The following is a 20,550-nucleotide window of genomic DNA, read 5'->3' as shown; positions in this document are numbered from 1 at the left end:
TTCACGACGCTCGACTGAGCGACAGCCATGTGTCGCCGAACGTGGGGCTAGGCGGGACGCGAAGGTTCGCCGCGCTCACCGCCGCATCGACTTGAACCCGCAGGTCGAGCCGTTGTCGCGGAAGCCGGCGGGACAACGGCGGACGCAGGCGCCGGCCGCGAATTTCAGCGGCGGGCGGCAGGCGGTGCGGACGCTCCGCGGCCGGAACCCGTAATCCTGCGCCGGACCGGCCATCGCCTCTCCGCCGAGGGTGAGAGAAGCGGCGAGCAACAGGGCGGCGCGAAGGGCGAGACGCGGGGTCATGGCGGTTTCCGGTCGAGGGAATATCCGCGCACCCCGCCGCGACCTCGCCGATTCGGTCGAGGCCGCTTTGGCGATACGATTGCGGGATCTCAGCGGTTCATGTTCTTGAAGCGGCAATAGCCCCGGCCGGTGTCGCGATAGCCGGCGGGGCACCGCTTGACGCAGGCCCCGGCCGCGAATTTCAGCGGCGGCTTGCACATCCCGCCGAAGCGCTTCTCGCGATCCATGGAATATTTCGCCGCCCCCGGTGTGGAGAGCGCCACGCTTCCCAAGGGAACCGCCACCGTCAGCGCGAGGAGGGAGGCGAAGGCGAAGCGCAAGGTCATCGGGACATCCGGGCGAAAAGGAGACGGGCGGACAATGCGCCCGCCCCCGATCGGTTCGATTCCGGACGAGGCCCGTCAGGCCGCCTTGCAGTCGTAGAACCCTTCGCGGATCGCCTCAGGGTCGAGCTTGCGGCCGATGAAGACGACGCGGGAGACGCGGGCCTCGCCGTCCTTCCACGGCCCCTGGAGGTCGCCGTCGAGGATCTGGTGGACGCCCTGGAAGACGAAGCGCTGGGGCTCGTTCGGGAAGGCGACGATGCCCTTGCTACGCAGGATGTCCGGCCCCTGGACCTGGGTCAGGGTCGAGATCCAGGGCATGAACTTCTCGGGGTCCACCGGGCCGTCGATCCTGGCCGAGACCGACTGCATCTCGTCGTCATGGTGATGGTGGTGGCCTTCTTCGAGGAAGTCCGGCTCGATATCGAGGATGCGTGAGAGGTCGAAGGCGTTGCGGTCCAGCACCTGATCGAGGGCGACGTCGCAGCGGCTGGTGCGGTGGACCTTGGCATAGGGGTTGATGGAGCGGATCAGGCCCTCGACGCGGTCGAGGTCGGCGGGCTCCACGAGGTCGGCCTTGTTGAGCAGGATCACGTCCGCGAAGGCGATCTGGTTCTTGGCCTCGGGCGCGTCCTTGAGCCGGTCGGCGAGCCACTTGGCGTCGGCCACCGTCACCACCGCGTCGAGGCGGGCGGCGGCGCCGACATCCTCGTCGATGAAGAAGGTCTGGGCCACGGGCGCCGGATCGGCGAGGCCGGTGGTCTCCACGATGATCGCGTCGAACTTGCCGCGCCGTTTCACGAGGCCGTCCATGATGCGGATGAGGTCGCCGCGCACGGTGCAGCAGACGCAGCCGTTGTTCATCTCGAACACTTCCTCGTCGGCGCCGATGACGAGGTCGTTGTCGATGCCGATCTCGCCGAACTCGTTGACGATGACGGCGTAGCGCTTGCCGTGGTTCTCGGTGAGGATGCGGTTGAGCAGCGTGGTCTTGCCGGCTCCGAGATAGCCCGTGAGCACGGTCACGGGGATTTTTTGCGAGGCGGTGGTCGGGCTGTCGGACATGCGAGGCTCTTCGGGTTCGCGGGGGGGGCCGCGTCAGCTGTATGGTGGCTGTTATATTGTATCACCCCGCTCCGATGAAAGAGCGTTCGGTCCCCCGATCCGAGGGGGCCTGAGACTCTCGCACAAGGCCGCCAGGGTGAGGCGGAAGCCGGCCGATCCGGCCAGCAGCCGCTCCAGCATGAGCGCGCCCTCCAGGGTCGCCACCACCATCCGGGCCGTGGCGGCCGGATCGAGACCGGGGCGCAGGCTCCCGTCGGCGCAGCCCTCGGCCAGAACCCGCTCCAGCCAGGCGATGTGCTTGTCGAAGAACCGGGCGAGCTCGGCGCGCAGGGCGTCCGGCAGCGTGTCCCTCTCGATGGCGAGCACGGCGCAGAGACAGCCGAGCCCATCCTCGACCCCGGTGAGATAGTGCCGGCCATAGGCCTCGATCCGCGCGATCGCGTCCGGCTGGGCCGCGACGATGGCGGCGAGCGCCGCGTCGTAGCGGGCGTCGTAGGCCTCCACCAGAGCGAGGGCGAGGTCGGTCTTCGTGCGGAAATGGTGATGGATGCTCGCCTTGCGGATGCTCACCGCCTCGGCGAGGTCGCCGTAGCTGAAACCGGAATAGCCCCGGCCCCGTACCAGGATCTCGGCCTGGGCCAGCAGCTCCGCTCTGGTGTCTCTCATGGTCGGTCGATCATGGTCGGGGGCTTCGCGGAACCGGGGAGAGGGGCACGAAGGCGTGATGCGTGCACTCCGCGCGTCAGCACTTATGCCGTTGACGGCGGCAAAAATCTACCTACTAGATGGTAGCCATAAAAACGGGAGGATAATTCATGAAAGGTCGCTTCGCCGGGCGATCGCCGCAGGATATGCCATGATTTCGCAGCCTCTGCGGAGCCTGGCCACGCGCCGTGCCGCTCTGTTCGGCGGGCTGTGCCTGTGCTGTGTGCCGAGAATCGGCCGGGCGGCGGACTCCTTCACCATGGAGGAAGTCGGGCCGGGCATCTTCATGCGGCGCGGCCTCGATGCCGAGGCGACGCCTGAGAACGGCGACGCCATCGCCAATATCGGCTTCGTCGTCGGCGAAAACTCCGTGCTCGTGACCGAATCCGGCGGCAGCCTCGCCGATGGGGAATGGCTGCGCGCCGAGATCGGGAAACGCACGTCGAAGCCGGTGAGCCACGTGGTGCTGACCCATGTCCATCCCGACCATTGCTTCGGCGCGCAGGCCTTCGCGCAGGACAAGCCGGTCTTCATCGGCCACCACGCCCTGCGGTCGGCCCTCGATTCGCGGGGCGACTTCTACAGGACGCGCCTCGTGGAGATCCTCGGGGCCGACAGGGCCGGATCGGTGGTCTACCCGACGATGGAGGTGGCCGACACGGCCGAGATCGACCTCGGCGGACGGAGCCTGCGCTTCACGGCGCACGGCACCGCCCATACCAATTGCGACCTCTCCATGGTCGATGCCCGGACGGGCATCCTGTTCCCGGCCGATCTCCTGTTCGTCACGAGGATTCCGTCCCTCGACGGCAGCCTGCTGGGCTGGCTGAAGGAGGTCGAGACACTGACCGGACTGGGGGCGACGAAGGCCGTGCCCGGCCATGGCCCGACCCTGGTCGATGCCGCGCCCGCCTTCGCCGACCTGACGCGCTACCTCACAATGCTCCGCGACGAGACCCGCAAGGCCATCGCCGCCGATCAACCCATCGACAAGGCGATCGACAGTATCGGCCGGTCGGAGCGCGAGAAATGGGTCCTGTTCGACACCTATCACGGCCGCAACGTCACTCAGGCCTACAAGGAGCTTGAGTGGGAATGAGCCAACGCCACATCATCACGACGAGGAGAGACGCCATGACCACCCACGCGCCGACACCGATCTCCGCGACCAAGCGGTCCTTCACCGCCGCCCTGTGCCTGTCCGCCGCCATGCTGATGGGCGGCTCCGCCCTCGCCGCCGGCGCCAGCGACACCGATACGGAGCGGCTGGAGCGCTGGCGGGACATCGCCAAATCCATCTTCGGCGACCGCACGATCGAGCCGACCGACGCGCTCATCAAGGTCGACGCCCCGCCGCGCGCCCTCGACGCCTCCCTGGTGCCGATCACCCTGATGATGCCGGAGAAGGACAGGATCGCCGCCGTTCATCTCATCATCGACGACAATCCCTCGCCCTATGCCGCCCACATCACCTTCGGCCCCGCCGCCGACCCGAGCGAGGTCAAGCTCCGGGTGCGGATCAACAACTACACCAACGTCCATGCCGTGGCCGAGACCAAGGACGGCAAGCTCTACGAGGCCGTGAAGTTCGTCAAAGCCTCGGGCGGCTGCTCCGCCCCCATGGGGATGAGCGACGAGGAGGCCCTGAAGGGGGCCGGCGACATGAAGATGAAGTTCGCCGACGGCGGCCAGGGCAAGCCGACTGAGGCGACGCTGATGGTCCGGCACCCGAATTTCAGCGGGATGCAGATGAACCAGATCACCCGCGATTACACGCCGGCCCGCTACATCAACACGCTCGACGTCTCCTCGAACGGCAAGCTCGTCTTCTCCATGAACGGCGACATCTCCATCGCGTCGAACCCGGTGATCAATTTCGCCCTCGCGCCCGACGCCAAGGGCCCGATCAAGGTGGTGGCCACGGACAACCAGCAGAGCCGCTGGGAACACAGCTTCAACACGCCGACCCCGAGCAACTGACGATGAGGATGCCGCGCATGATTCAGTCGATCGGAATCGCAGCCATCGCCCTCGCCGCTCTGTCGGGAGCACCGGCCTGGGCGGCGAGCCCCGCCGATTCGCCCGTGAACGTGCCGGAGCCCGATGGGTTCTGGACCGGGCCGCCGAAGGCCTACACCCCCAAGACCCTGACGGGGGCGACGGTGGTCGATATCGACGCCCTGGACAGGCTGGTCGCCGCCGAGAAACCGGTGATGATCGACGTGGCCATGGCCGACCAGAAGCCGGTGGGCTTCCCCACCGACCGGCCGTGGCTGCCCGCCCACCGCTCGATTCCCGGCAGCGTCTGGATGCCCGGCGCCGGCGCGGCGCCCATGGCTCCGGAGCGCGAGGCGCAGTTCCTCGCCCGCGTCGCCGACCTCACCGGCGGCGACAAGACGAAACCGGTGGTGACCTTCTGCCATCCCGAATGCTGGGGGAGCTGGAATGCCGGCAAGCGCCTCATCCAGAACGGCTATACCCGCGTCTACTGGTTCGCCGACGGGGTCGAGGGCTGGCAGGACAGGCACGACACCACGATCCTGAAGGTCGATGCCGCCTGGGCCGCCAAGCCCGCCGGCGAGGCACAAAGGTAGACGCCCGCCGGCGAGGCGCAGCGATAAAGACGGGCGTGAGGAACCGGCCTCGGTAGCGAGGCCGGTTCCTCACGCCGCGCACACCTCACTGTCGAGACAGTCCCGATGATCAGCCGTCGCGCCCTCCTCCTCACGACGGCTCTCCTCGCCGCCGCCCCCTACGGTGCCTCGGCGGCCGAACCGTTCGACGAGGCGGCCTTCGCCGCCGCTCAAGGCGCCGGCCGGCCGGTCATCGTGGAGGTGACCGCCCCGTGGTGCCCGATCTGCAAGGCGCAGCGGCCACTCCTGAAGGCTCTCTCCGAACAGCCGCGCTTCAAGGATCTGGCGGTCTACGAGATCGACTTCGACACGCAGAAGGCGCTCATGCGCCGGTTCGATGCCCGCATGCAGAGCACGCTCATCGTCTTCAAGGGACGCGAGGAGGTCGGCCGCTCCGTGGGCGAGACGCAGGCCGAATGGATCGAGGCGCTGGTGGAGAAGGCCCTTTAGAGCGGCGCCGGGAATCCAGCGGGCATCCCTGTCATGAACACGTCCCTTCCATGAATGCCTCGCTCGGCCTCGCCTTCCTCGCCGGCCTGCTCACCATCCTGTCCCCCTGCGTGCTGCCGCTGCTTCCCATCGTCCTCGGTGCGGCGGCTTCGGAGCACCGTTTCGGGCCGGCGGCCCTGGCGGGCGGGCTCGCCCTGTCCTTCGTGGCGCTCGGCCTGTTCGTGGCGACGGTGGGATTCAGCCTCGGTATCGATGGCGACGTCCTCCGCCCGGTGGCGGCGCTCCTGCTCGTACTCGTCGGAATCGTCCTCATCGTGCCCGCGTTCCAGACCCGCCTCGCCGCCGCGGGCGGCCCTCTCAGCGACCGGCTGGAGCGACGCTTCGGAGGCATCGCGACCACCGGCCTCACGGGCCAGTTCACCGTCGGCCTTCTGCTAGGGGCGGTGTGGAGCCCCTGCGTAGGGCCGACCCTGGGCGCCGCGTCCCTCCTCGCCGCGCAGGGAAAGGACTTGGCGCAGGTCGCCCTCACCATGCTGGTCTTCGGCCTCGGCGCGGCCCTGCCCCTGCTCGGCCTCGGCCTGCTGTCGCGACGGGTGCTGATGGCGTGGCGGGCGCGGATGATGCGGTTCGGCACGGGCCTCAAGGCCGCGCTCGGACTCGTCCTCGTGCTCACCGGGCTCGCGATTCTGACGGGGCTCGACAAGCGTCTCGAGACGGCCCTCGTGACGGCCTCGCCGGACTGGCTGACCGCCCTGACCACCCGTTTCTGAGGTATACCACGCAGTCCGATGCGGAAGACCGCGATGTGCCGACGAATTCAGCACCATCAGGGGCTTATGGACTAAAGTCACCCGTTGACACGGCTCCGATTGTGGCAGAATAAAGCCACCGGAGACGGCCCGACGTCTAGGGAGGAAACGCCCGGCAAGGGTTGCGACGACAGGCGACGCCATCGCCACGTCGTCAGCATAAGATCAGTCAGCCTCTCCGAATTCTTTGCATACACTCGCCCGCGACCGTCATCTCGGCGCGTGATTTCGGCATTCCGAGCGTATAGACATCCCCGACATGCCCCCGGCCTTCGCGCCGCCGGCGAACCGGGTTGAGATCGATGTCGCAAGTCGTTCAGTCACGCCGCATCCGCGCTGTCGACCTCGCCAAGCGCAAGGCCGAAGGCGCCAAGATCATCGCGCTGACGGCCTACCACGCTCACACCGCCAGCATCCTCGATCCCCATTGCGACTTCATCCTGGTGGGCGATTCCCTTGGCATGGTCATGCACGGGATGGAGACGACCCTGCCGGTGACCCTGGAGATGATGATCGTCCAGGCCCAGGCCGTGATCCGCGGCACCTCCAGGGCTCTCATCGTGGTGGACATGCCGTTCGGCTCCTACGAGGCGAGCCCGCAGCAGGCCTTCATGAGCGCCGCCCGCGTGCTGAAGGAGACCGGCGCCGGCGCGATCAAGATGGAGGGCGGCGCCCGTTTCGCCGAGACGGTCAGCTTCCTGGTGGAGCGGGGCATCCCGGTGATGGGCCATATCGGCCTCACCCCCCAATCCGTGAACACGATGGGCGGGTTCCGCGTGCAGGGACGCGGCGAGGACGGCGAGCGCAAGCTGATGCAGGACGCCCAGGCGATCAGCGACGCGGGCGCCTTCGCCATCGTGCTCGAGGGCATCGTCGAGCCGGTGGCTCGCGCCATCGCCACGACCCCCTCCATCACCACGGTGACCATCGGCATCGGCGCCTCCACCGCCTGCGACGGCCAGATCCTCGTCCTCGAAGACATGCTGGGCCTGAGCGACAGGGTGCCGAAATTCGTCAAGCGCTTCGGCTCCCTGCGCGGGCAGATCGAGGGCGCCGTGGAGGCCTATGCCGAAGAGGTCCGCGCCGGCCGCTTCCCGGCGGACGAGCACACCTACCAGCCCAACTGAGCGAGATCGGCACACCGCCTCGGGCTCGCTCGTTGCCGGACGCCTGCGAGCGGGGCCGATGTCGCGCCGAACCCGTTGTCGAAGGCTCACGGGCAGACGGCGTCAGGCTGTGCCGCCGCCCGTTTTCCCATGACGCCAAATTGACGCAGAACACTTATTGTTCATCGCCTGAACGAGCGTTTTTAGAAGATTATAAGCAATTTGCATAGAGTTTGAGCGTCTTGAATGATGCTGTGGACCAATTTGTGGATCCGCGACACCCAATCTGCATAATTTGAAAGCATTCACAATGAAGATGACGATCAAGCTGAGGCTTGTAGCACTTCTAGCTTGTATCGGGCTAGTTCTCCTCGCGACGTCGGGCATCGCTAACCTTGCTTTGCATTGGAGTCACCAAAGCCTCAAAACCACCTTCGACGATCGTGTCATCCCCCTCCGGCAATTCATCGTCATCCGGGATTCCTATGACGACCTGACCAACATCTCGCGCGCGTTGCGCGGCCGGCAGATCGACCCGGCCCAGGCCAGGGAGAAGATCGAGCGAGACCTCTCGAACATCACCACGCAATGGTCGGCCTATCTGGCGACCTACCTCACACCGGAAGAGGAGATCCTCGCCAAGGATCTGCAGGGGCGGATCGACGGGAACGCCGTCATCATGGCCGAGATCCTCAAGCGCATCGCTGCCGGGGGCGGTTCGGAATTCGAGACGACGCATGTGGACTTGCTGAAAGGCCTGCAGGCCACCAACCCGATACTGACGAAACTGGCCACGCTGCAGGTGCATGAGGCGGAGGCGGAATACCAGCGCTCCGAGGCGACGTCCGGTTGGACGCGGCTCACCTTGCTGGCCGCGCTCGGTCTGGCCGCCGTGACCATTGCGTACGGTGTCTATACGATCATCGCGCATGTCATCCGCCCGCTCGGCAACCTCGTCAGCGTTCTTCAGCGCATGGCCCGGGGTGAGATCGATGCGGAGATCAGGGAAGCCGCCCGTGGTGACGAGATCGGCGCCGTCGGCAAGGCCGTCGAGGGCATCAAGGCCATGGTCGCCCGCAAGGCCGCCGAGGAATTTGAGATCAAGCGCCGGGCGGACGAGGCTGCGGCGGCCGAGCGCAAGCGCACGATGATCGAGCTGGCGGACGGCTTCGAGCGTGCCGTCGGCGGTATCGTCGGGACCGTGTCCTCATCGGCCACCGAACTCCAGGCCACTGCCCAGCAGATGACCGCCAGCGCCAACGAGACGGCGGCCCAGTCCTCCACCGTCGCGGCGGCCGCCGAGGAGGCCGCCACCAACGTCAACACGGTCGCGGCGGCGGCCGAGGAATTGGGCTCGTCGGTGCAGGAGATCGGTCGCCAGGTGTCCGGCTCGGCCATGCTCGCTCAATCGGCCGTGGGCGAGGCCGACCAGACCGTGCATCTGGTCCAGGCCCTGCAAACCACGTCGGCCCGGATCGGCGACATGGTGGGCATGATCTCGACCATCGCCAGCCAGACCAACCTGCTGGCGCTCAATGCCACGATCGAGGCGGCGCGCGCCGGCGTGGCGGGGCGGGGCTTCGCGGTGGTGGCGAGCGAGGTGAAGGCCCTCGCCGCCCAGACCGCCAAGGCGACCGAGGAAATCGGCCGCCAGATCGGCGAGGTGCAGGGCGTCACCGCTCAGGCCGTGATGGCGATCGGCGGCATCACCGGGCGGATCCGCGAGATCGACGACATGGCGGCCTCGATCGCCGCCGCGGTGGAGCAGCAGGGGGCGGCGACGCAGGAGATCGTCCGCAACGTCGCCCAGGCCTCGGCGGGCACCAACGAGGTGACCGGCAACATCGCCGGTGTGGCGCAGGCCTCGGAGGAGACCGGGATGGCGGCCGGACAGGTATTGTCCGCCGCCTCCGAACTGTCGCGCCAGTCCGAGCATCTCGGCGCGGAGGTCTCGCGCTTCCTCTCGACCATCCGCGCCGCCTGACCCGACAGGAATGGAACGCGGACCGTCGCCCATCTACTCGGAGCGGCGTTCCGGAGTGAGACCGGGCGCGGGTGTCCCTATCGGACCCCGCCTCCGAAGCCCGCGGCAATCTCAGAAGTGCCGCCGAGCAGGATGTCGAGGGCCAGGATGAGCCCGAGGACCGCGATATAGACGACCGTGAACAGGTCCCTGTCCTCTTTGCCGGCCAGTATCAGGCCGGCGAAGGGAACGGTCTGGAGCGCCAGGATGGCGGGAAGGTGCATGACGGTCCTCGAAGGGTCGGGGGATAGTCCCGGCCCCTCCCCGGGGGCCGGGTCTGCTGAGGCCGGACCGGTGACGCGATCCGGACGGATCAGACGGATGTCCGTGCGAGGTGGGCGGGGCCGGATTCCTCCATCGTGTCCGAAGCGGCCGCCGGGCCTTGCGCGAGGTAGCGCGCCCGCATCGGACGGAGCACGAACATCGCCAGGGCCGCCGCCGCCACGTTCAGCCCGATGATGATCGAGAACACCGCCGACCAGCCGTAGGTTGCCGAAATGACGCTCGCCACCGGCACGAGGAACGAGGCCGTTCCCTTGGCGGTGTAGAGCAGGCCGGCATTGGTGGTGGCGAAGGTGGAGCCGAACGTGTCGCCGCAGGTGGCCGGGAACAGCGAGTAGATCTCGCCGAAGACGCCGAAATAGATCGCCGTGGAGAAGACGAAGACCAGCGGGTTGGTGCCGTAGCCGAGGAGCAGGACGATCGCGGCGGCGGCCGTCGCGAAGGCGATGAACATCGTGTTCTCGCGCCCGATCGTATCCGAGACGAAACCGAAGAACGGACGCCCGAACCCGTCGAAGATCCGGTCGAGCGAGATGGCGAAGGTGAGAGCCGCCATCTGCAGGCCGAACAGGCTGACGGGCACGTCGGCGACCTTGAAGTCATGGGCGATGGGCGCGATCTGCGCCGCCGCCATCAGGCCGCCCGAGGCCACCATCACGAAGATCGCGTACATCACCCAGAAGACGGGGGTGCGCACCACCTCGCGCGGCGTGCGGTCGACCTTGGTCTGGGGCAGGCGCAGGCTCTTGCGCTGCATCGGCACCGCGACGGAGGGCTTGCGCAGCAGGAACGACAGCAGGACCACGATGGCGCCCTGGCCGAGGCCGAAATACAGGAAGGCGTCCTGGTAGCCGCTGCTGGCGATCATCTTGGCGATCGGCACCACCGTCACCGCGGCGCCGGCACCGAAGCCGGCCGCCGTGGCGCCGGCCGCGAGGCCGCGCCGATGCGGAAACCATTTCAGGGCGTTGCCGACGCAGGTACCGTAGACTGACCCGGCCCCGATGCCGCCCACCACCGCCGCGCCGTAGAGCATCCACAGGGACGAGGCCTGGGAGTTGATGAGCCAGGCGAGCGCGATCATCACGCCGCCGAAACACACCACGATGCGCGGGCCGTAGCGGTCGACGAACCAGGCCTCCACCGGCACCAGCCAAGTCTCGGTGGCGACGAAGATCGTGAAGGCGAACTGGATCGCCGCCCGGCCCCAATGGAACTTGGCGTCGATGGGATCGACGAAGAGGGTCCAGCCATATTGCAGGTTGGCGATCATCGCCATGCAGAGGACGCCGAAGGCGAGTTGCCGCCATTTGGCCGACGGCGGGTCCTGACGTTCCGTCGCGGTATCCATTGGTGCCATCCCTGAATCCATTCTTGCTTGGTGATGCGTGGCGTCGCTCCGGCCATCATGCATCAAAATTCAAGGCATACAATATACCAAGGATTAAAATTCAGGCTCGCTCGTACGTGGAGGGCGACACCAGGGCAGCGATACGGGAATGTTGCACGACGGTCACGATCCACATCGAAACGGCGATCCCGCTTCATCACCGAATCGGGGACGGCCGTCCGGACACGCAATCCGCGGTTGGTCCCACAAGCCAGCCGAAGCAGAGCGCAGAGCCTCGATCAGGGTCGAAAATCACTTCACCGGGGCAGACGACTCAGTACCACTGAAAGTATAAAATCGTACTTTAGATCCATACTAATTCCAGAAGATAGCACTTGCGTGCATATTACCTTCTTCGCCAGAAGAATGCAGAACACGAATTAGAGATCAGTCGTTCTTTGTAACGCCTCTGAACTCATCAAGTCCTGGCAAATTGGGTTCCGCCTTGCATCAACTCTCGCTCAATCATCGCGGCCAAGCCGCGGTCTCGTCCGTTCGCGGTCGTGTCCTCCTTGCCATGCTGTCGAGCGTGGCCGTCCTGGCGGTTCTGTCGAAACCCGTCATGGCGCAGGTCTCGGCGCAGGGCGCGGACCACGCGGTGACCCTCGATACTTTGTCGGTCGATGGCGCCGGTGGACGTCCGAGTGCATCGGGCGCGGATGCCGGCGGCCCCGTCGGCCCGGTGAGAGGCTATACAGCCACGCGAAGCGTCGTCGGAACCAAGACGGACACCCCTATTCTCGAAACCGCCCAGTCGATTTCTGTCATTTCCCGCAAGCAGATCGAGGATCAGAACGCGCTCACCGTCAATCAGGCCCTGCGTTACACGCCGAGCGTGACCACCGAGCAACGCGGCGGCTCCGGCTCGACCCGCCTCGAACAGTTCCTGATCCGCGGCTTCCAGGCCCCCCTCTTCCTCGACGGCATGCGCCTACCCGGCAACCGTGACGCCGGCCCGTCCGTCGATCCGTTCCGGCTGGAGCGCGTGGACATCATCAAGGGGCCGGCCTCGGTCCTCTACGGGCAGTCGGGTCCGGGCGGCATCGTCAACCTCGTCAGCAAGGTGCCGTCCTTCGTCCGCCACGGCGAAATCTTCATCCAGGGCGGCGATTACAACACCGTGCGCGGCGGCGTCGATGTCGGCGGCCCGATCGAGGGCCACAGCGTCCTCGCGGACCAGTTCGCCTACCGCATCATCGCGGCGGGCTGGAACGCCGATGGCCCGGCCAAGACCACCTCCATCGAGCGCAGCTTCATCAACCCAAGCGTGACGTGGCGTCCGTCCGCCGACACTTCGCTGACGGTCATCGGCCTGTACCAGCGCGACCCTTATTCCGGCTATTACGGCGCCCTGCCCGCCAAGGGGACGCTGTTCCCGTCGAATTTCGGCGTCGCCAACGGACCGCTCGGCCGCCTGCCGCGCAACTTCTATGACGGCGACCCGAACATCGAGCGCTCCGACCGCACCCAGGCCTCGGCGACCTATATCTTCGATCATCGTTTCGACGATGGGATCCGCGTCCATTCGTCGGGTCGCTTCCTGCGCACCCTCGGCGATTACCGCAGCCTCTACGACGCCACCACGAACAACCTCGCCTGGGGCGGTCGCTTCCTCGGACGGGCCGCCGGCGGCACCAACGTGGCCATCGACGCTTTCACCAACGACAACAACCTCGTGGCCAATTTCGACACCGGCCCGGTCGCCCATACCGTCCTCGTCGGGCTCGATCACCAGACGCTCTACACCAAGACGTTCAGCACCCCGTTCCCGCCCGTTCCCCAGAGCCTCGACTTGCTCAACCCGGTCTACGGGCTGCCCAACATCCCCTTTCCGGCTTTCTCGGGCTATTCCGATATCACCGCGCAGCAGACCGGCATCTACTTCCAGGACCAGATCAAGGTCGATCGCCTGACCTTGACGCTGGGCGGACGGTACGACTGGGCAAGCCAGACCGGGCCGACGAGAGATATGGCCGGCAAGTTGGTGAGCGAGCAGAACGCGCCAAGCGAAGCCTTCACCGGTCGGGCGAGCCTGCTCTACCTCTTCGATAGCGGCGTCGCTCCTTACGTGAGCTATTCGGAGGCCTTCGAGCCCCTCGTCTCCGGGCAGATCTACAACGGTGACCCGACGTTCGGCCGTCTGCCCGACCCGGTCACGAGCCGGCAGTTCGAGGTCGGCGTCAAGTATCAGCCGCCGGGAACCGACATCCTGCTCACGGCCGCCGCCTTCGACATCAAGCGCCAGAACTCGCTTACTCCAGACCCCAACAGACTGAACTTTTCGGTCCAGACCGGCGAGGTGAGCATTCAGGGCGTCGAGTTCGAAGCGCGGGCCAACGTCACCGAGAACCTGACCGTCATCGGCGGATTTTCCCTGATCGACGCCATCAATTCCGGAGGAAGCCCCGAAGTGATCGGCCTGCGCCCGATCCAGGTGCCGGACACCACGGTCTCCCTCTTCGGCAACTATCAGGTCCGCACGGGCATGTTCGCCGGCCTCGGCTTCGGTGGCGGCTTCCGCTATCTCGGGGGCTCGCAGGGTGACGCCGCCAACAGCATCAAGGTGCCGGCGAACCTCGTCGTCGACGCCGTGGCATCTTATGACTTCAGCTACCTGTCGCCGAACCTGAAGGGCGTGCAGTTGCAGGTCAACGCCCAGAACCTCCTCGACGAGACCTACGTGCAATCCTGCGCCTTCCAGGCCTGGTGCTGGTACGGCGCGCCGCGCACCGTGCTCGCGACGCTCCGGTATCGCTGGTAGACCATGGCTTCGCGCCCGCCCGCGCCTCGGCCGAGACCACTCGAGAACGACATGCCTGGAGGATGTGCGGCATGAGGAACGGCCTTCGCCAATCCATGGCCTGGCTGCACGCCTGGTCCGGCCTCGTGGTCGGCTGGGTGCTGTTCGCCGTCTTCGTCACCGGGACGGCGAGCTACTACCGCACCGACATCACGGCCTGGATGCAGCCGGAACTGCGCCGGGAATCGGCGCAGACCGCCCTCGACCTGCCCCGCGCGGCCGAGATCGGGATCGCCCATCTCCAGGCCCATGCCGTGGGCGCGCGGACCTGGTCCATCGGCCTGCCGCAGCCGGACCGGCCGATCATCGACCTGTTCTGGCGGACGAAGCCGGGGGCGCCTCCGAGCATCGTCCAGCTCGACGGGCACACCGGCGAGCCGGCCTCCTTCCGGAAGACCAGGGGCGGCGACTTCCTCTACCGCTTCCATTTCGAGCTGCACATGCCGCCGCTCTGGGGGCGCTGGATCGTCGGCATCTGCGCGATGGTGATGCTGGTTGCGCTCATCAGCGGCATCGTCACCCATCGCCGGATCTTCGCCGATTTCTTCACCCTGCGCCGGGACAAGTCGGCCCAGCGCGGCTGGCTCGACGCGCACAACGTCACCGGCGTGCTGGCGCTGCCGTTCCACCTGATGATCACCTATACGGGCATCGTCACCCTGGCGATGATGTACATGCCCTGGGGCGTCACCGCCGCCTATAAGGGCGATGCGACGCGCTTCTACGCCGAAACATCCCAGATCACGACGCAGCGCCCGCCCCTCGGCCGGCCCGGAACCCTGGCACCCATCGCCCCGATGGTCGCCCGTGCCGTGGCGACGATCCACGAACCGCTGGAGCGCCTGTCCATCGTCAATCCGGGCGATGCCGGGGCCACCGTCATCGCGATCTTCGAGGAGCCGCACGGGCTCGCGCACCAGCACCCGCAGATCGCCTTCGACGGCACCACCGGCGAGATCGTCGAGATCCTGCAGGGCGGGCTGAAGCCGGCGGCCAATACCTTCACCACCATGGTCGGCCTGCACGAGGCCCATTTCGCCGGGCCGGCCCTGCGCATCCTGTTCTTCCTCTGCGGCCTGATGGGATGCGTCATGGTGGCGAGCGGCCTGATCCTGTGGTCCGTCGCCCGGCTGCCGAAACCGGGCGAGACCGCGTTCCTCGGCCTTCGCGTGGTGCAGGCCCTCAACATCGGCACCGTCATCGGCCTGCCGGCGGGAATCGCGGTGTATTTCCTCGCCAACCGGATCCTCCCTCCCGGCCTCGAGGGCCGCCTCGACTGGGAGGTCCGGGCCTTCTTCGCGGCCTGGATCGTGATGGCCGTGGTTCCGCTGTTCCGGCCTCATCGCGCCGCGTGGCGGGAGATGGCCCTCGTCACCGCCGCCCTGTTCCTCGCCGTGGCCCTGGTGGACCTCGCCGCCGCCGCCGCGCCCGGCCCAAGCGCCCTGCTGCGGCACGACCCGCGCTTCCTCTGGTTCGATGCGGCCATGATGGCGCTCGCGGGGCTGTTCGCGCTCGTTGCCCGCAAGGTCGCGCGGTTCCAGACCCGCACGCGCGCGAAATCCGCCCCCGTCGGCGCGCCTAGGACCGCCTGACACCGGATGAGCGAAAGCCGGAGCAAGAACCGGGATGCGATCCCCGGCGCTCCGGGCCAGGATGACGGGAGGAGACGGCGCCCCATCCGCGCACGCCTCGCCCGATGAGGAGATCGCCCCCGTGCCCGTCCGCGAATCCACCTCCTCTCCGGAGGCCCTCTCCGTTTCCCATGCCGGCGACGCGGAGAGATGGGCCGCCCTCGCCGCCCGCGACGGGACTGCGGACGGCCGCTTCGTCTATGCGGTGCGCACCACGGGAATCTATTGCCGGCCGAGCTGCGCGGCGCGTGCGCCGCGACCCGAGAATGTGAGCTTTCACACCACCTGCGCCGAGGCGGAGGCGGCCGGCTTTCGCGCTTGCCGGCGCTGCCGCCCCGACGCGCCGAGCCTCGCCGCGCGCCGGACGGAGGCCGTTGCCCGCGCCTGCCGCCTCATCGACGAATCCGAGACGGTGCCGAGCCTCGGCGCCCTGGCGGAGGCGGCCGGTCTCAGCCCGTTCCATTTCCACCGGGTGTTCAAGGCGGTCACCGGCGTGACGCCGAAGGCCTATGCGGCGGCGCGGCGCGCGGATTTCCTCGCCTCGGGCTTGAGCCAGGCCGGATCGGTGACGCAGGCGATCTACGAGGCCGGCTACGCCTCGCCGAGCCGCTTCTATGCGGACGCGACGGACCGCCTCGGCATGGCCCCGAACGTCTACCGCCTTGGCGGCAAAGGGGTCGCGATCCGGTTCGGCATCGGCCAATGCGCCCTCGGCGCCATCCTGGTGGCGGCGACAGCCAAGGGGCTCTGCGCCATCCTGCTCGGGGACGATCCCGACATCCTCGTCCGCGACCTCCAGGACCGATTCCCGAAGGCCGAACTCTCCGGCGGCGACCCGGCCTTCGAGGCGTGGATGGCGCAGGTGGTGGGGTTCGTGGCTCGCCCCTCGGGCGGTCTCGACCTGCCGCTCGATATCGGCGGCACCGCCTTCCAGCAGCGGGTCTGGGACGCCCTGCGCAAGATCCCCATCGGCACCACCGCGACCTATGCGGAGATCGCCCGCGCCATCGGCGCACCGGCGGCGACCCGTGCGGTGGCGCGGGCCTGCGGCGCGAACCCCATCGCCATGGCGATACCCTGCCACCGGGTGGTCCGTTCGGACGGGTCGCTCTCCGGCTACCGCTGGGGCGTCGCGCGCAAGCGCGACCTCCTCACCCGCGAGGGCGCCGCCCCCTGACCGCGACATTCGCGCACCGATACCGATGACCGCGCTACCCCATCCGGAGGATGTGGCGCGGACCGTCCCATGGCATGACCGTTCCCGGAGAGGGAGAATGCCGTGACGAGCGCCGCGACGCCGGATTTCTACTGGCTGGGTTTCGAAGCCTACGGGCGTGGCGAGACCATCGACCGCGCCCCGGGCGGCGAGGAATCCGCCGAGCGGCTGGATTGGATCGACGGCTGGGAGTTCGGCAAGTTCGCCTCCGCCGCCGACCCCGATCCCGACGATCTCGACGCCGCCGAGCCACCCCTGCTTGCCGCAGCGCATCCGTCGACGCCGCAGGATCGTTTGTTTTGTCGAACGATTTCGGCGGAACGCGCGCGCGGCAGATGACGGCCGGAGCGGGACAATACAGGCCTTCTCCCCTCGCCCATCAGCCTCGGGGAAACGATTTCCGGACCGGGGTGTGGCGGCAGTAAGAGCCTTCTCCGATCAGTCGTTCTTAAAAAAGAACGTTCTCGTTGACAGGACAGGGTTTCGGCGGGACCATCCCGGCACTCGGCCAGGGCCGTCGAGCGGGTCTGTCCCGTGCGCCCGGCCCTCCGATCCGTCCGAAGAATCCTGTCTCCCCCATGATCCTTTCCCCGCCTCTGCGCGACACCGCCGAAGGGCTCGCCCGGCTTTTCGCCGAACGGGCCGAGGGGCACGACCGCGCCGGCCGATTCGCGCATGACAACATCGCAGACCTCCGGAATGCCGGCCTGCCGGGATTGATCGTGCCGCGCCGGCTCGGCGGCGGCGGCGCGGGGCTCGGGGCGGCCGCGATGGTGGTCGGCACCCTGGCGCGGGGCGAGCCCTCCACCGCCCTGGTGGTCACCATGCACTTCCTTCAGCACGGGCTGATCCATGCGCGGGAACACTGGCCTCGGGCGATCGCCGACCGGCTCGGCCGCGCGGCGGTGGAGGACGGCGCGCTCATCAACGCCCTGCGGGTCGAGCCCGAGCTCGGCACCCCCGCCCGGGGCGGCCTGCCGGAGACGGTGGCGCGGGCGACAGTCACGGGCTGGCGCATCAGCGGCCGGAAGATCTATTCCACCGGCAGCCCGGCCCTCACGCACGGCCTCGTCTTCGTCCGCACCGACGAGGCGGAGCCGCGCATCGGCAACATCCTCGTGCCCATGGCCTCGCCGGGCGTGCGGATCGAGGAGACCTGGGACCATCTCGGCCTGCGCGCCAGCGGCAGCCACGACGTCATCTTCGAGGATGTGGAGGTGCCGGCCGACCATGCGGTGGACCTTCGACCGCCCGAAGGCTGGCGCAAGGCCGATACCGACCAGCAGGCCTGGAGCACCACGATGCTGTCGGCCCTCTACGACGGCGTCGCGCGCTCGGCCCAGGCCTGGTTCATCGCCTTCGCCAAGGACCGCAAGCCCGGAAGCCTCGGCCAGAGCCTCGCCACCCTCCCGCGGTTCCAGGATGCCATTGGCGAGAACGAGCGGCTGCTCAGCCTCAATGCCCGCCTGATCCGGAGCGTCGCCGCGGAGGTGGACGGGGGCACCTGCCCCTCGGTCGCCGAATCCGGGTTCCTCAAGGCCACCGTCACCGAGAACGCGATCCAGGTGGTGCAGCGGGCCGTGGAACTCGCCGGCAATCCCGGCCTGTCGCGGGCGAACCCGCTGGAGCGGCACCTGCGCGACGTCCTGTGTGGGCGCATCCACTGGCCGCAGGCCGATTCGGTCCGCGTCTCCGCCGGCCGCACCGCCCTCGGGCTCTGACATCACCGCCCCTTCCGACACGGACAAGGAGATCGCAATGAGCTTCCTTCCAGCCGACGCCGTCGAGTTCATCGGCTTCGCCGCCCCGCGCTACACCTCCGAGACCCATGCGGCTTCGGGACCGGCCATCGACCGCGACTACCTGCGCCTGCTCGCCCAGGCGCATGAATGGGGCGGGTTCGACCGCATCCTGGTGGCCTTCTACGCGACCCAGCCCGACGCGCTGCTGCTCTCCGCTCAGATCGCGGCGGTGACCGACCGGATCGGCCTGATGATCGCCCATCGCACCGGATTCACCGCGCCGACGGTGGCCGCGCGCCAATTCGCGACCCTCGACCAGCTGACCGGCGGGCGGGTCGCCATCCACGCCATCAGCGGCGGCGACGACAGGGAGCTGGCACAGGACGGCGACCACCTGACCAAGGACGAGCGCTACGCCCGCACCGACGAGTTCCTCACCATCGCCCGGCAGGTCTGGACCTCCGAGGCGCCGTTCGACTTTACCGGCGCGCATTACCGGATCGACCGGGGCTTCTCCGAGGTGAAGCCGGTGGACCCGCGCGGCATCCCGGTCTTCTTCGGTGGCGCCTCGCCCGCCGCCATCGGCGTCGCAGGCCGCCACGCCGACACCTACGCCCTATGGGGCGAGAGCCTCGATCAGGTCCGGGAGGCAATTTCCAGGGTCCGGGCGGCGGCCGCCCCCCACGGCCGTGACCCGCGCTTCAGCCTGTCGTTCCGGCCGATCCTGGCGGCGACGGAGGAGGAAGCCTGGGCCAGGGCCGAGGACATCCTGGCCCGCACCCGCGCCACCCGCGCCGCCAGGGGTCTCGGGCCGGCGCCGGTACCGGAGAACGAGGGTTCGCGCCGCCTGCTCGCGGCGGCGTCCCAAGGCTCGCGCCTCGACAAGCGGCTCTACACCGCCATCGCCAGGGAGACAGGTGCTTCGGGCAATTCCACCGCCCTCGTCGGCACGCCGGAGCAGGTGGCCGACGCCCTTCTCGATTACCACGACCTCGGGGTGCGGACCTTCCTGATCCGCGGGTTCGACCCGCTGGAGGACGCCATCGCGTATGGCCGTGACCTGATCCCCACCTTCAAGCGGCTCCTCGCCCGGCATGGCAGGCGGGCGGAGGCAGCCTGATGCGCGCCCTCATCGCCCTCCTCGCCGTGCTGGCGTTCACCGGCATCGCCCGTGCCGACGAGACGGTGCTCCGCGTCGGCGACCAGCGCGGCAATGCCCGCGCGCTCATGGAATCGGCCGGCGTCCTCGCCGACCTGCCCTACCGGCTCGAATGGAGCGAGTTTCCCGCCGCCGCCCCGCTGCTCGAAGCCCTCAATGCCGGGGCGATCGATGCCGGCGGCGTCGGCGACGCGCCCTTCACCTTCGCGGCCGCCGCCGGGGTTCCGGTGAAGGCCTTCGTCGCCTTCCGCAACAAGCAGGACGGCCTGGCGATCCTCGTCGCCAAGGATTCACCGTTCAAGACGGTGGCCGACCTGAAGGGCAAGAGCATCGCCACCAATCGCGGCTCCATCGGCCATCAGGTGGTGCTGGCCGCCCTGGAAGAGGCGGGCCTGCCGGCCAATGCCGTGACCCTGCGCTTCCTGCCCCCGGCGGATGCCAAGATCGCGCTCGCCAGCGGCAGCGTCGATGCCTGGGCGACCTGGGAGCCCTACACCTCCACGGCGGAGCTCGCCGGCCTCGCTCGTGTCGTGCGCGACGGCAACGGCATCACACCGGGCCTGAGCTTCGCAGTGGCGTCCGACGCGGCCCTGAAGACCAAGCGGGCGCAGCTCGCCGATTTTGGCCGCCGCCTCGTGAAGGCACGCGAATGGGCGCTCAAGGACCCTGCGCCCTACGCGGCGGTCTGGTCGAAGCTCATCGGCCTGCCGGAGACCGTGCCCCTGCGCTGGTTCTCGCGTGCGGAGTATCGGGCGGTGCCCATCGACGACGCGGTGATCGCCGACGAGCAGCGCAACATCGACCTCTATGTCCGTTCCGGGCTGATCCCCGCCGCGCGGGCGCCGCGCGCCGACCTCATCCTCGATCGGAGCTTCGAACCGGCCACCGCTGCGGTACGTTGAACCGATTGCCG

General features: G+C 68.1%; 20 protein-coding genes. 14 read left to right on the top strand and 6 right to left on the bottom strand.

What is annotated here, in order from left to right; translation table 11 throughout:
* Positions 1-75 precede the first annotated feature (75 nt).
* The 4 genes from A3OM_RS0101265 to A3OM_RS0101250 all read right to left on the bottom strand — a co-directional run bounded on the left by A3OM_RS0101265 (position 76) and on the right by A3OM_RS0101250 (position 2,357).
* On the bottom strand, positions 76-303 hold the full coding sequence (locus A3OM_RS0101265; RefSeq protein WP_018041920.1) for a hypothetical protein: 228 nt from the start codon (positions 301-303) through the stop codon (positions 76-78).
* Between the two features lie 89 nt (positions 304-392).
* Positions 393-629: a hypothetical protein gene (locus A3OM_RS0101260; protein WP_018041919.1), complete on the bottom strand. Its 237-nt coding sequence runs from the start codon at positions 627-629 to the stop codon at positions 393-395.
* Positions 630-704: 75 nt separating this feature from the next.
* The gene (locus A3OM_RS0101255) at positions 705-1,691 is read right to left on the bottom strand and encodes a GTP-binding protein (protein WP_018041918.1); all 987 of its coding nucleotides are present in this window, start codon (positions 1,689-1,691) and stop codon (positions 705-707) included.
* 51 nt (positions 1,692-1,742) lie between these two features.
* Positions 1,743-2,357, bottom strand: a complete 615-nt coding sequence (locus A3OM_RS0101250) for a TetR/AcrR family transcriptional regulator (RefSeq protein WP_018041917.1) — start codon at positions 2,355-2,357, stop codon at positions 1,743-1,745.
* A 205-nt stretch (positions 2,358-2,562) separates the two neighbouring features.
* On the opposite strand from A3OM_RS0101250, the gene A3OM_RS0101245 reads away from it, so the two are divergent.
* The 7 genes from A3OM_RS0101245 (at position 2,563) to A3OM_RS0101215 (ending at position 9,378) form a co-directional block, all read left to right on the top strand.
* Positions 2,563-3,495: a quinoprotein relay system zinc metallohydrolase 2 gene (locus tag A3OM_RS0101245; RefSeq protein ID WP_026175604.1), complete on the top strand. Its 933-nt coding sequence runs from the start codon at positions 2,563-2,565 to the stop codon at positions 3,493-3,495.
* A gap of 110 nt (positions 3,496-3,605) precedes the next feature.
* Positions 3,606-4,376, top strand: coding sequence for a quinoprotein dehydrogenase-associated SoxYZ-like carrier (locus tag A3OM_RS0101240; RefSeq protein WP_245257823.1), 771 nt, complete (start codon positions 3,606-3,608; stop codon positions 4,374-4,376).
* An 8-nt stretch (positions 4,377-4,384) separates the two neighbouring features.
* Positions 4,385-4,990, top strand: coding sequence for a rhodanese-like domain-containing protein (locus tag A3OM_RS0101235; protein WP_018041914.1), 606 nt, complete (start codon positions 4,385-4,387; stop codon positions 4,988-4,990).
* A 105-nt stretch (positions 4,991-5,095) separates the two neighbouring features.
* Complete coding sequence (locus A3OM_RS0101230) at positions 5,096-5,479, top strand: thioredoxin family protein (protein ID WP_018041913.1); 384 nt, start codon at positions 5,096-5,098, stop codon at positions 5,477-5,479.
* Positions 5,480-5,529: 50 nt separating this feature from the next.
* Positions 5,530-6,249: a cytochrome c biogenesis protein CcdA gene (locus A3OM_RS0101225; protein ID WP_018041912.1), complete on the top strand. Its 720-nt coding sequence runs from the start codon at positions 5,530-5,532 to the stop codon at positions 6,247-6,249.
* 341 nt (positions 6,250-6,590) lie between these two features.
* Positions 6,591-7,415 carry a 3-methyl-2-oxobutanoate hydroxymethyltransferase gene (gene panB, locus A3OM_RS0101220; RefSeq protein WP_018041911.1) on the top strand — a complete coding sequence of 275 codons (825 nt, stop codon included), beginning with the start codon at positions 6,591-6,593 and terminating at the stop codon, positions 7,413-7,415.
* Positions 7,416-7,704: 289 nt separating this feature from the next.
* Complete coding sequence (locus tag A3OM_RS0101215; protein ID WP_043764286.1) at positions 7,705-9,378, top strand: methyl-accepting chemotaxis protein; 1,674 nt, start codon at positions 7,705-7,707, stop codon at positions 9,376-9,378.
* 77 nt (positions 9,379-9,455) lie between these two features.
* Here the strand turns inward: A3OM_RS0101215 and A3OM_RS0101210 are convergent, their stop codons facing one another.
* Positions 9,456-9,641 (bottom strand): hypothetical protein, encoded by a 186-nt coding sequence (locus A3OM_RS0101210; RefSeq protein ID WP_018041909.1) that lies wholly within the window; start codon positions 9,639-9,641, stop codon positions 9,456-9,458.
* 89 nt (positions 9,642-9,730) lie between these two features.
* The gene (gene oxlT / locus A3OM_RS0101205) at positions 9,731-11,050 is read right to left on the bottom strand and encodes an oxalate/formate MFS antiporter (protein WP_018041908.1); all 1,320 of its coding nucleotides are present in this window, start codon (positions 11,048-11,050) and stop codon (positions 9,731-9,733) included.
* A 556-nt stretch (positions 11,051-11,606) separates the two neighbouring features.
* Here oxlT and A3OM_RS0101200 point away from each other — a divergent pair.
* From A3OM_RS0101200 to A3OM_RS0101170, 7 genes are all read left to right on the top strand, one after another.
* Entirely contained in the window at positions 11,607-13,850 is a 2,244-nt protein-coding gene (locus tag A3OM_RS0101200) for a TonB-dependent siderophore receptor (RefSeq protein WP_081612723.1), read from the top strand.
* Between the two features lie 71 nt (positions 13,851-13,921).
* The gene (locus tag A3OM_RS0101195) at positions 13,922-15,481 is read left to right on the top strand and encodes a PepSY-associated TM helix domain-containing protein (protein WP_026175601.1); all 1,560 of its coding nucleotides are present in this window, start codon (positions 13,922-13,924) and stop codon (positions 15,479-15,481) included.
* Between the two features lie 121 nt (positions 15,482-15,602).
* Positions 15,603-16,697 carry a bifunctional DNA-binding transcriptional regulator/O6-methylguanine-DNA methyltransferase Ada gene (gene ada, locus A3OM_RS0101190; RefSeq protein ID WP_043764413.1) on the top strand — a complete coding sequence of 365 codons (1,095 nt, stop codon included), beginning with the start codon at positions 15,603-15,605 and terminating at the stop codon, positions 16,695-16,697.
* Between the two features lie 102 nt (positions 16,698-16,799).
* On the top strand, positions 16,800-17,075 hold the full coding sequence (locus tag A3OM_RS0101185; protein WP_018041904.1) for a hypothetical protein: 276 nt from the start codon (positions 16,800-16,802) through the stop codon (positions 17,073-17,075).
* A gap of 239 nt (positions 17,076-17,314) precedes the next feature.
* Positions 17,315-18,457: an acyl-CoA dehydrogenase family protein gene (locus tag A3OM_RS0101180; RefSeq protein ID WP_018041903.1), complete on the top strand. Its 1,143-nt coding sequence runs from the start codon at positions 17,315-17,317 to the stop codon at positions 18,455-18,457.
* 37 nt (positions 18,458-18,494) lie between these two features.
* Positions 18,495-19,598, top strand: a complete 1,104-nt coding sequence (locus A3OM_RS0101175) for an LLM class flavin-dependent oxidoreductase (protein WP_018041902.1) — start codon at positions 18,495-18,497, stop codon at positions 19,596-19,598.
* Positions 19,598-20,539: an ABC transporter substrate-binding protein gene (locus A3OM_RS0101170; protein ID WP_018041901.1), complete on the top strand. Its 942-nt coding sequence runs from the start codon at positions 19,598-19,600 to the stop codon at positions 20,537-20,539. The genes A3OM_RS0101175 and A3OM_RS0101170 overlap by 1 nt, the downstream gene beginning before the upstream one ends.
* Positions 20,540-20,550 lie beyond the last annotated feature (11 nt).

This window comes from Methylobacterium sp. 88A, from assembly GCF_000376345.1.
Taxonomy (GTDB): Bacteria; Pseudomonadota; Alphaproteobacteria; order Rhizobiales; family Beijerinckiaceae; genus Methylobacterium; species Methylobacterium bullatum.
The sequence above is the reverse complement of the archived record's forward strand: the minus strand, read 5'-3'. Positions and strand labels throughout refer to the sequence as shown.

Excerpts from the sequence above, each read along its gene's own strand:
- A3OM_RS0101195 (WP_026175601.1), top strand. The coding sequence starts at position 13,922 with ATGAGGAACGGCCTTCGCCAATCCATGGCCTGGCTGCACGCCTGGTCC.
- A3OM_RS0101170 (WP_018041901.1), top strand. The coding sequence starts at position 19,598 with ATGCGCGCCCTCATCGCCCTCCTCGCCGTGCTGGCGTTCACCGGCATC.
- A3OM_RS0101255 (WP_018041918.1), bottom strand. The coding sequence starts at position 1,691 with ATGTCCGACAGCCCGACCACCGCCTCGCAAAAAATCCCCGTGACCGTG.
- A3OM_RS0101200 (WP_081612723.1), top strand. The coding sequence starts at position 11,607 with ATGCTGTCGAGCGTGGCCGTCCTGGCGGTTCTGTCGAAACCCGTCATG.
- A3OM_RS0101175 (WP_018041902.1), top strand. The coding sequence starts at position 18,495 with ATGAGCTTCCTTCCAGCCGACGCCGTCGAGTTCATCGGCTTCGCCGCC.
- A3OM_RS0101215 (WP_043764286.1), top strand. The coding sequence starts at position 7,705 with ATGAAGATGACGATCAAGCTGAGGCTTGTAGCACTTCTAGCTTGTATC.
- A3OM_RS0101250 (WP_018041917.1), bottom strand. The coding sequence starts at position 2,357 with ATGAGAGACACCAGAGCGGAGCTGCTGGCCCAGGCCGAGATCCTGGTA.
- A3OM_RS0101210 (WP_018041909.1), bottom strand. The coding sequence starts at position 9,641 with ATGCACCTTCCCGCCATCCTGGCGCTCCAGACCGTTCCCTTCGCCGGC.
- A3OM_RS0101260 (WP_018041919.1), bottom strand. The coding sequence starts at position 629 with ATGACCTTGCGCTTCGCCTTCGCCTCCCTCCTCGCGCTGACGGTGGCG.
- A3OM_RS0101235 (WP_018041914.1), top strand. The coding sequence starts at position 4,385 with ATGCCGCGCATGATTCAGTCGATCGGAATCGCAGCCATCGCCCTCGCC.
- A3OM_RS0101180 (WP_018041903.1), top strand. The coding sequence starts at position 17,315 with ATGATCCTTTCCCCGCCTCTGCGCGACACCGCCGAAGGGCTCGCCCGG.
- A3OM_RS0101225 (WP_018041912.1), top strand. The coding sequence starts at position 5,530 with ATGAATGCCTCGCTCGGCCTCGCCTTCCTCGCCGGCCTGCTCACCATC.
- A3OM_RS0101240 (WP_245257823.1), top strand. The coding sequence starts at position 3,606 with ATGCTGATGGGCGGCTCCGCCCTCGCCGCCGGCGCCAGCGACACCGAT.
- A3OM_RS0101265 (WP_018041920.1), bottom strand. The coding sequence starts at position 303 with ATGACCCCGCGTCTCGCCCTTCGCGCCGCCCTGTTGCTCGCCGCTTCT.
- oxlT (WP_018041908.1), bottom strand. The coding sequence starts at position 11,050 with ATGGATACCGCGACGGAACGTCAGGACCCGCCGTCGGCCAAATGGCGG.
- panB (WP_018041911.1), top strand. The coding sequence starts at position 6,591 with ATGTCGCAAGTCGTTCAGTCACGCCGCATCCGCGCTGTCGACCTCGCC.
- A3OM_RS0101230 (WP_018041913.1), top strand. The coding sequence starts at position 5,096 with ATGATCAGCCGTCGCGCCCTCCTCCTCACGACGGCTCTCCTCGCCGCC.